The organism is Inquilinus sp. NPDC058860 (assembly GCF_042743185.1).
Taxonomy (GTDB): domain Bacteria; phylum Pseudomonadota; class Alphaproteobacteria; order DSM-16000; family Inquilinaceae; genus Inquilinus.
In genome coordinates, this window is record NZ_JBHYMS010000021.1 from 103,480 (window position 1) to 111,935 (window position 8,456).

At 70.1% G+C, this 8,456-nt stretch carries 7 protein-coding genes; 4 read left to right on the plus strand and 3 right to left on the minus strand.

All coding sequences use genetic code 11. From position 1 onward, the window contains the following. Nucleotides 1-78 precede the first annotated feature (78 nt). Entirely contained in the window at nt 79-1,188 is a 1,110-nt protein-coding gene (locus ACFW16_RS16785; RefSeq protein WP_380306955.1) for a D-alanyl-D-alanine carboxypeptidase family protein, read from the minus strand. Between the two features lie 338 nt (nt 1,189-1,526). Between ACFW16_RS16785 and ACFW16_RS16790 the strand changes: the two genes are divergently transcribed. From ACFW16_RS16790 to clpA, 3 genes are all read left to right on the plus strand, one after another. Then, nucleotides 1,527-2,063, plus strand: a complete 537-nt coding sequence (locus ACFW16_RS16790) for a phasin family protein (protein WP_380306957.1) — start codon at nt 1,527-1,529, stop codon at nt 2,061-2,063. Between the two features lie 171 nt (nt 2,064-2,234). Next, complete coding sequence (clpS, locus tag ACFW16_RS16795; protein WP_034844418.1) at nt 2,235-2,573, plus strand: ATP-dependent Clp protease adapter ClpS; 339 nt, start codon at nt 2,235-2,237, stop codon at nt 2,571-2,573. A 39-nt stretch (nt 2,574-2,612) separates the two neighbouring features. Further along, nucleotides 2,613-4,955, plus strand: coding sequence for an ATP-dependent Clp protease ATP-binding subunit ClpA (clpA, locus tag ACFW16_RS16800; protein ID WP_380306959.1), 2,343 nt, complete (start codon nt 2,613-2,615; stop codon nt 4,953-4,955). Between the two features lie 144 nt (nt 4,956-5,099). Here clpA and ACFW16_RS16805 read toward each other — a convergent pair whose 3' ends face one another. Next, nucleotides 5,100-6,509 (minus strand): PLP-dependent aminotransferase family protein, encoded by a 1,410-nt coding sequence (locus ACFW16_RS16805; RefSeq protein WP_380306961.1) that lies wholly within the window; start codon nt 6,507-6,509, stop codon nt 5,100-5,102. Between the two features lie 89 nt (nt 6,510-6,598). Here ACFW16_RS16805 and ACFW16_RS16810 point away from each other — a divergent pair, with 89 nt between their 5' ends. Continuing rightward, the gene (locus ACFW16_RS16810; RefSeq protein ID WP_380306963.1) at nt 6,599-7,489 is read left to right on the plus strand and encodes a DMT family transporter; all 891 of its coding nucleotides are present in this window, start codon (nt 6,599-6,601) and stop codon (nt 7,487-7,489) included. Here the strand turns inward: ACFW16_RS16810 and ACFW16_RS16815 are convergent. Then, the gene (locus ACFW16_RS16815; protein ID WP_380306965.1) at nt 7,486-8,379 is read right to left on the minus strand and encodes a LysR family transcriptional regulator; all 894 of its coding nucleotides are present in this window, start codon (nt 8,377-8,379) and stop codon (nt 7,486-7,488) included. The two genes, ACFW16_RS16810 and ACFW16_RS16815, sit on opposite strands and share 4 nt — an antisense overlap. Nucleotides 8,380-8,456 lie beyond the last annotated feature (77 nt).

Below are 8,456 nucleotides of genomic sequence, written 5' to 3' on the forward strand. Positions count from 1 at the left end.
CCCGGGCTGCCGTCGACGGTCTCTGGATCACCGGGTCAAGCCCGGTGATGACAGTGAGGGGAGGCGGCTAAGCCAGCGTCACCGTCGGCGCAGCGGCCGCGGCTTGGGCAGGGGGATGTCGGCCAGGGCGCTCGGCACCGGCTCGAAGACCACGCGCTGGGCCCGGGGGCGGGCGGCGGCGTGCAGCGCGATCATCGCGCCGATGCCGTCGGTGCCGGCAGCATCGTCGTCCTCGGCATCGCCCTCGCCCCCGGCCGCCGCCAGCAGCGGTTCGTCCAGCACGTCCGGCCGGCGGTCCGGCAGCGGCGGCTGGAACGGAGAGGCGGCCACACGCGGCGTGGCCGCGGCCGGCGCCTGGGCGACATAGGCGCCGGTGCCCTCATGCGACTCGAAGGCCTCGTCCAGCATCTCCGCCATCTTGGCGTTGCGGGCGATCGGGCTGGTGCCGCCGAAGATCACGCCGATCAGCCGGGTGCGGCCGCGCACGGCCGACGCCACCAGATTGTAGCCCGCGGCCCGGATGTAGCCGGTCTTCATCCCGTCCATGCCGGCATAGGACTGCATCAGCCGGTTGTGGTTCGGGAAGTTGCGGCCGCGATAGCGGAAGTTCTTGGTCGCGAAATAGGGGTAGTACTGCGGATAGTCGTTGATCAGCGCCCGGGCCAGCACCGCCATGTCGTGCGCGGTCGAGACGTTGTCCGGATCCGGCAGGCCGTTGGTCGAGGTGAAGGTGGTGCGGCTCATGCCCAGCGCCCGCGCCTGCTGCGTCATCATCCGCGTGAAGCGGGATTCGCTGCCGCCGATCGCCTCGGCCAGCACCACCGATGCGTCATTGGCCGACTGCGTGACCAGTCCCAGGACCGCGTCCTCGACCCGGATGCGGGACCCGGTCGTCAGGCCCAGCTTGGTCGGCGACTGCGAGGCGGCGTAGCTCGACACCGGCAGCCGCGTGTCCAGCGTCAGCTCGCCCCGCTCCAGGCTGTGGAACGCCAGATACAGCGTCATCAGCTTGGTCAGCGACGCCGGGTACAGCTGCTGGTTCGCGTTCTCCTCGTGCAGCACCTCGCCGGTGCGCGCGTCGATGACATAGGCGGCATAGCGCGACGCCGCCTCCGCCCGGGCGGGCAGAAGCGCCAAAGCGAGGCAGGCAAGAAAGACTGCCGCCGATCGCGCAACGAAACCTGCCATGCCGACCCCCCGCCCACGCCGCTTGCGGATCTTGATTCAAGCGTGATTTCAGAAGTCTAATTTAACCCGTTGATTTTTGTCCATAAACCAATTCGTGAACATGGCAAAAAGATGCCGGTCCCGAATGCCTGTCCGGTTGCAGACATCCTGACAGCATCGCCGATCCCGAGGCAACGGCCTCGGCGGCGAGCCGCCATTTGTCCGGCATGTTGCAGTGCACAAAAAATGTTGACAGATCGAATCGGTCTGCTCATAAAGGCGGCATGTTGCAGTGCAGCATGGCTGGGCGGCGCCCCGGGCGGCGACGGTCCCGCTGCGGAGCATTTGGAGCCGTCGTCATGACCACCACCGCCAAGAGCCGTGCCGGCGCGAGCAAGCTCGCCGCCGTCGACACCAACACCGACATCGTGAGGGACACCGTGGCAGACACCGTCAAGGCCGGCCAGGCCGCCGTCGAGAAGAACCTCGCCCAGGGCCTCGCCCTGTCCAAGGACCAGTTCGAGAAGGCCACCCAGGCCGCGACCAAGAACTTCGACGACCTGGTCGCCTTCGCCAAGGGCAATGTCGACGCCGTGTTCGCGTCGGCCGCCGTCTTCGCCCAGGGCACCGAGCAGCTGACCCGCGCCTGGTTCGCCCTGCAGCACGGCGCCGCCGAGCAGGCCGCCGAGGCGACCCGCTCGCTGTTCGCCGCCAAGACCCTGCGCGAGGTCGTCGACCTGCAGTCGACCTACGGCAAGACCGCCTTCGACGGCCTCGTCGCCGAGAGCAGCAAGCTGTCGGAGCTGGGCCTGAAGGTGACCAACGACGCCGTGGCGCCGATCGCCGCCCGCGTCAACGTCGCGGTCGAGACCCTGTCCAAGCCGCTCGCCGCCTGATCCGGCCTCCTCCCCCGGACCAGCGGCCCACGGCCCCGGCGACATGACGTCGCCGGGGCCGTTCGCATTTCAGCTATCCACACTCTTTCCGCATTGCAGGCCTACTCCTTCGGCCCCCACAGCACTATCATCATGATCGGGTTCAAAACCGGCAGCACGCATCCCATATCCATGAGCGACACCGAACGGAAGGATGATCGAGGAGGCGGCAACGACGCCGGCACCGGGGTTGTCGTTCAGACCAGGCCACGGACGAAGAAGCCGTCCATGTACAAGGTCCTGATGCTGAACGACGATTACACGCCGATGGAGTTCGTCGTCCATGTCCTGGAACGCTTCTTCGCGAAGAGCCGCGAGGAAGCCACCACCATCATGCTCCATGTTCACCGTCGGGGTGTGGGCGTCTGCGGCGTTTTCACCTACGAGGTGGCGGAGACGAAGGTGGCGCAGGTGATGGACTTCGCGCGCCGCAATCAGCATCCTCTACAATGTATTCTTGAGAAGGCCTGACCAGAGGTCTGGCAGGCCCTCCCGGCATGGGGACGACCGATGCTCTCGCGGAATCTGGAGCAGACGCTGCACAGGGCCCTCGCTTTCGCCAATGAGCGACGGCACGAATACGCCACGCTCGAGCACTTGCTGCTGGCATTGTCCGAGGACCAGGACGCCGTCGCGGTGATGCGCGCCTGCGGCGTCAATCTCGAAAAGCTGCGCCGCGACCTCGTCGGCTACATCGACACCGAGCTCGCGACCCTGAAGATCGACGGGATCGAGGACGCGAAGCCGACCGCCGGCTTCCAGCGCGTGCTGCAGCGCGCCGCCATCCACGTCCAGTCCTCGGGGCGGGAGGAGGTGACCGGCGCCAACGTCCTGGTCGCCCTGTTCTCCGAGCGCGAGAGCCACGCGGTGTACTTCCTGCAGGAGCAGGACATGTCCCGCTTCGACGCCGTCAACTACATCAGCCACGGCATCGCCAAGGCCGGCGCCTCGGGCGGCGCGCGCGCCGGCGGCGCCGGGGCGGGGGAATCGCGTCCGGTCTCGGGCGCCGACGAGGATGCGCAGGCGGAGAAGGTCGTGAAGAAGGGCTCGGAGGCGCTCAGGACCTATTGCGTCAACCTCAACGAGAAGGCGTCGAAGGGCAAGATCGACCCGCTGATCGGCCGCGAGGCCGAGATCGAGCGGACGATCCAGATCCTCTGTCGCCGCTCGAAGAACAACCCGCTCTATGTCGGCGACCCCGGGGTCGGCAAGACCGCGATCGCCGAGGGCCTGGCCCGCCGCATCGTCGACGGCGAGGTGCCGCCGGTCCTGGCCGACGCCACCATCTTCGCCCTCGACATGGGCGCGCTCCTGGCCGGCACCCGCTACCGCGGCGATTTCGAGGAGCGGCTGAAGGCGGTGATGACCGAGCTGGAGAACCTGCCCGGCGCGGTGCTGTTCATCGACGAGATCCACACCGTGATCGGCGCCGGCGCCACCTCGGGCGGGGCGATGGACGCCTCCAACCTGCTGAAGCCGGCCCTGGCCTCGGGCGCGCTGAAATGCATCGGCTCGACCACCTACAAGGAATACCGGAACTACTTCGAGAAGGACCGCGCCCTGGTGCGCCGGTTCCAGAAGATCGACGTCAACGAGCCGACGATCGACGACACGGTCAAGATCCTGCAGGGCCTGAAGACCTATTACGAGAAGCACCACCAGGTGCGCTACACGGCCGATGCCATCCGCACCGCGGTGGAGCTGTCGGCCCGCTACATCGGCGACCGCAAGCTGCCGGACAAGGCGATCGACGTGATCGACGAGGCCGGCGCCGCCCAGATGCTGCTGCCGCCGTCACGGCGGAAGAAGACCATCGGCATGCGCGACGTCGAGGCGGTGGTGGCGAAGATCGCCCGGATCCCGCCGAAGAGCGTCAGCCGCGACGACAAGGCGCTGCTGCAGACCCTCGACCGCGACCTGAAGACCCTGGTGTTCGGCCAGGACCCGGCGATCGACGCCCTGTCGGCGGCGATCAAGCTGGCCCGCGCGGGCTTGCGGGAGCCGGAGAAGCCGATCGGCAACTACCTGTTCTCCGGCCCGACCGGCGTCGGCAAGACCGAGGTGGCGCGGCAGCTGTCCAAGCTGCTGGGCATCGAGCTGGTGCGCTTCGACATGTCGGAATACATGGAGCGGCACTCGGTCAGCCGGCTGATCGGCGCCCCTCCGGGCTATGTCGGCTTCGACCAGGGCGGGCTGATGACCGATTCGGTCGACCAGCACCCGCACTGCGTGCTGCTCTTGGACGAGATCGAGAAGGCGCATCCGGACGTCTTCAACATCCTGCTGCAGATCATGGATCACGGGAAGCTGACCGACCACAACGGCAAGTCGGTCGATTTCCGCAACGTCATCCTGATCATGACCACCAACGCCGGCGCGACCGAGCTGACCAGGCAGTCGATCGGCTTCGGCGCGACCCGCAAGGAGGATGCGGACAAGGAGGCGATCAACCGGATGTTCACGCCGGAGTTCCGCAACCGGCTCGACGCCATCATCCCCTTCGGCCATCTGACGCCGGAGATCGTGTCGCAGGTGGTCGACAAGTTCGTGATCCAGCTCGAGACCCAGCTGGCCGACCGGCACGTCACCATCGAGCTGTCCTCGGCGGCGCGGCAGTGGCTGGTGAAGCGCGGCTACGACGAGCTCTACGGCGCCCGGCCGATGGCCCGGGTGATCCAGGAGCACATCAAGAAGCCGCTGGCGAACGAGCTCCTGTTCGGCAAGCTGGTCAAGGGCGGTCAGGTCCGGGTCGACGTGGCGGAGGACGGCGAGACCCTGGCGTTCGAGTACATCGAGAACCCGACCGCGCCGGTCTCCTCCGACGACGCGGCCAAGGAACCCGAGCTGGCCTGATTGCCTGTCCGGTTCTGAAAACAAAAGGACGCCCCGACCGGGGCGCCCTTTTCTTGTGTAGGTTGGGTTCGCGGCCGCGAACCCAACATGGCTCCGGTCGAGTGTTGGGTTCGCCAGGTCATGGCAAACCCAGCCTACGGCCGCTCACCCCCGCATCGCCTCCTCCAGCACCGCGAAGATCTGCGGGCTGGCCGACTGGGCAACATTGAAGCGCAGGTAGCGGCCGGCGCTGCGGGACGGGCTGAACACGTCGCCCGGCGCCAGCACCACGTCGCGGGCCAAGGCGCGGCGCGCCACCTCGGCCGAATCGAGGCCGTCGGGCAGGGCGACCCACAGGAACATGCCGCCGCGCGGCTCGACCCAGGGCACCAGGCCCAGCGTGCCCAGCCGCCGCGCGGTCTCACCCATCGCCCGCGCCAGCCGGCCGCGCAGCCCCTCGACATGGCGGCGGTAGCTGCCGTCGGTCAGCAGCCGGTGCACCAGCCGCGCCGCCAGGGCGCCGTTGGAGAAGCTGGTGGCGAGCTTCAGGTCGGTCAGCCCCTCGATCCAGTCCGGCCGGGCGGCGATGAAGCCGCAGCGCACCGCCGCCGACAGGGTCTTGGAGAAGCTGCCGATATGGATCACCCGCTGCAGCCCGTCCAGCGCGGCCAGGCGCGGCGACGGCTCCGACTCGAAATCGGCGAAGATGTCGTCCTCGACCACCACCAGGTCATGGGCCTCGGCCAGCATCAGCAGCCGGTGCGCCATCTGCGGCGCCAGGCTGGCGCCGGTCGGGTTGTGCAGGGCGGCGTTGGTGACGTAGAGCTTCGGCCGGTGCTCCGCCGCAGCGCGGGCGAAGGCGTCCAGGTCCGGGCCCGCCGGGGTGCGCGGCACGCCGATCACCCGGGCCCGGTGGGCGCGCAGCACGCCGAGGAAGTTGAAGTAGCAGGGGTCGTCGACCAGCACGGCGTCGCCCGGCTCCAGCAGGAAGCGGCCGATCAGGTCGATCGCCTGGGTGCCGCCGTCGGCCAGCAGGATCTGCCCGGCCTCGGCGGCGATGCCGCGCTCCGCCAGCCGTCCGGCCAGGTGCCGGCGCAGGGGGGCGAAGCCGAGCGGCGAATCGTAGTCGACCAGGCCTTCGCCCTCCGACCGGGCCAGGCTGCGCAGCGCCCGCCGGATCGCCGGGTCGGGCATCCAGTCGGCCGGCAGCCAGCCGCAGCCCGGCTTCAGTGACAGGCCTGCTTCCGGCGCCTCCAACGCCTGCCGGGCGATCCACAGCGGGTCGATGGTGCGGTCCAGCCGCCGGCCGGGCTCGGCCAGGGTCAGGGGCTGCGCCCGCCGCGCGACATAGAAGCCGGATCCGGGGCGGGCGGCGATCGCGCCCTCCGCCGCCAGCCGGTCATAGGCCTCGACCACGGTCGATTTCGACACGCCCAGCGACTCGGCCAGGCGGCGGATCGACGGCACCTTGGCGCCCGGCGCCAGGGCGCGGCTCTCGATCCGCTGCCGGATGGCGTCCATCACGGTCGAGACAAGGGTGGCGCCGTTTCGCGACGCAGGGACCAGATCGAGCATCCGTACCAGGCTCCGGACCAGGACAGTTCGGCGAAACTGTACTCTACCATCTCTGGCCCATGCCGTCGCCGGCCGGCATGATCGGCGGCATGGAAGCGACACGGACGATCGGATCCTCGAACGAGGCGGCGGCGGGCTGGATCAACGGCCTGCTCGGCGTGCTCATCTTCAGCGGCTCGCTGCCGGCGACCCGGGTGGCGGTGCTCGACCTCGACCCGCTGTTCCTGACCCTGGCGCGGGCGGCGATCGCCGGGCTGCTCGGCGCCGCGATGCTGCTGGCGCTGCGGCCGCGGCGGCCGGAACGGTCGGACATCGGGCCGCTCGTGGTGGTGGCACTCGGCGTCGTGGTCGGTTTCCCGCTGCTGACGGCGCTGGCGCTGCGCTATGTCACCTCGGCCCATGCCATCGTCTTCGTCGGCCTGCTGCCGATCGCGACGGCGGTGTTCGGCGTGCTGCGCGGCGGCGAACGGCCGCGCCCGGCCTTCTGGGCCTTTTCCGTGCTCGGCGCCGCGATCGTCGGCGGCTATGCGTTGCGCCAGGGGGGCGAGGCCTCGCTGCTCGGCGACGGGCTGATGCTGGCCGCCATCCTGGCCTGCGGCCTGGGCTATGCCGAAGGCGCCCGGCTGTCCCGCCGGCTCGGAGGCTGGCAGGTGATCTCCTGGGCGCTCCTGCTCTCGCTGCCGCTGGCGCTGCCGGCGTCGCTGCTGACCTGGCCCTCCTCCTGGGCCGCGGTCGGCTGGCCGGCGCTGGCCGCGCTCGCCTATGTCTCGCTGTTCTCGATGCTGATCGGCTTCATCTTCTGGTATCGCGGCCTGGCGCTGGGCGGCATCGCCGCGGTCAGCCAGCTGCAGCTGCTGCAGCCCTTCTTCGGCCTGGCCCTGGCCGCGACGCTGCTGCATGAGCCGGTCGGCTGGGGGCTGGTGGGCTGCGCCGCCGCGGTGGTGCTGTGCGTGGCGGGGGCCAAGCGCTTCGCCCGCTAGGCCCGATCCATCCCGCGGACATGCTCGACGAAGCGCCGGGTCGCGCCCAGCGGCTCGGCGTCGCGGCGGGCCAGGTGCAGCGGCGCGACCAGGGGCGCGGCCAGGCGCAGGGTGGCGACGCCGCCGGCGTCCAGCCGGGCCATCGAGGCCGGGACGATCGACACGCCGAGACCGGCCTCGACCAGGCTCAGCGTCGACACCAGGCGCGGCGCCTCCTGCGCGATGCGCGGGCTGAAGCCGGCGGCGCGGCAGGCGGCGATGATCGAATCATAGAGGCCCGGCCCGCTCGGACGGCGGTACAGCACGAAGGCCTCTTCGGCCAGCGCCGAGAGCGGGATCGGGTCCTCGCTGGCGGCGAGCGGATGGCCGGCCGGCACGACCGCGACCATCGGTTCGTCCAGCAGCGGCTCGACCACCAGTCCGGCGGCATCGCCGACCGGCGAGCGGATGAAGGCGGCGTCCAGCCGGCCCAGGCGCAGCGCCTCGACCAGCTCGCCGGTGCTGGCCTCCTCCATCGCCATCTCGACCTGCGGCGCGGCCTCGCGGAAGCCGCGGATGGCGGCGGAGACGAAGGGGTGGAAGGCGGCGGAGCTGGTGAAGCCGACGGCGACGCGCCCCTGCTCGCCGCGCCCGGTGCGGCGCACCGTCTCCAGCGCGCGGTCGAGCTGGGCCAGGATCGCGCGCGCCTCGGCCAGCAGCACCAGGCCGCTCTCGGTCGGCTGCACCCCGCGCGGCAACCGGCGGAGGAGGGTGACGCCTAGAGCCTGTTCCAGCGCCTTGATCTGCTGGCTCAGCGGCGGCTGCTGCATCCCCAGCCGCTCGGCCGCCCGGGTGACGTGCCCCTCCTCGGCCACGGCGACGAAGTAGCGGAGATGGCGCAGCTCGATCATCGGCTCAACGAGTCCCCCTCCCCTCGCGGGAGGGGGCTAGGGGGAGGGGGTTTTCGCAGTCAGCCCCGGCCCAGACC

What these genes read in the sequence shown, in the direction of transcription:
- ACFW16_RS16785 (WP_380306955.1), bottom strand. Translation starts at nt 1,188, where the DNA reads ATGGCAGGTTTCGTTGCGCGATCGGCGGCAGTCTTTCTTGCCTGCCTC.
- ACFW16_RS16790 (WP_380306957.1), top strand. Translation starts at nt 1,527, where the DNA reads ATGACCACCACCGCCAAGAGCCGTGCCGGCGCGAGCAAGCTCGCCGCC.
- clpS (WP_034844418.1), top strand. Translation starts at nt 2,235, where the DNA reads ATGAGCGACACCGAACGGAAGGATGATCGAGGAGGCGGCAACGACGCC.
- clpA (WP_380306959.1), top strand. Translation starts at nt 2,613, where the DNA reads ATGCTCTCGCGGAATCTGGAGCAGACGCTGCACAGGGCCCTCGCTTTC.
- ACFW16_RS16805 (WP_380306961.1), bottom strand. Translation starts at nt 6,509, where the DNA reads ATGCTCGATCTGGTCCCTGCGTCGCGAAACGGCGCCACCCTTGTCTCG.
- ACFW16_RS16810 (WP_380306963.1), top strand. Translation starts at nt 6,599, where the DNA reads ATGGAAGCGACACGGACGATCGGATCCTCGAACGAGGCGGCGGCGGGC.
- ACFW16_RS16815 (WP_380306965.1), bottom strand. Translation starts at nt 8,379, where the DNA reads ATGATCGAGCTGCGCCATCTCCGCTACTTCGTCGCCGTGGCCGAGGAG.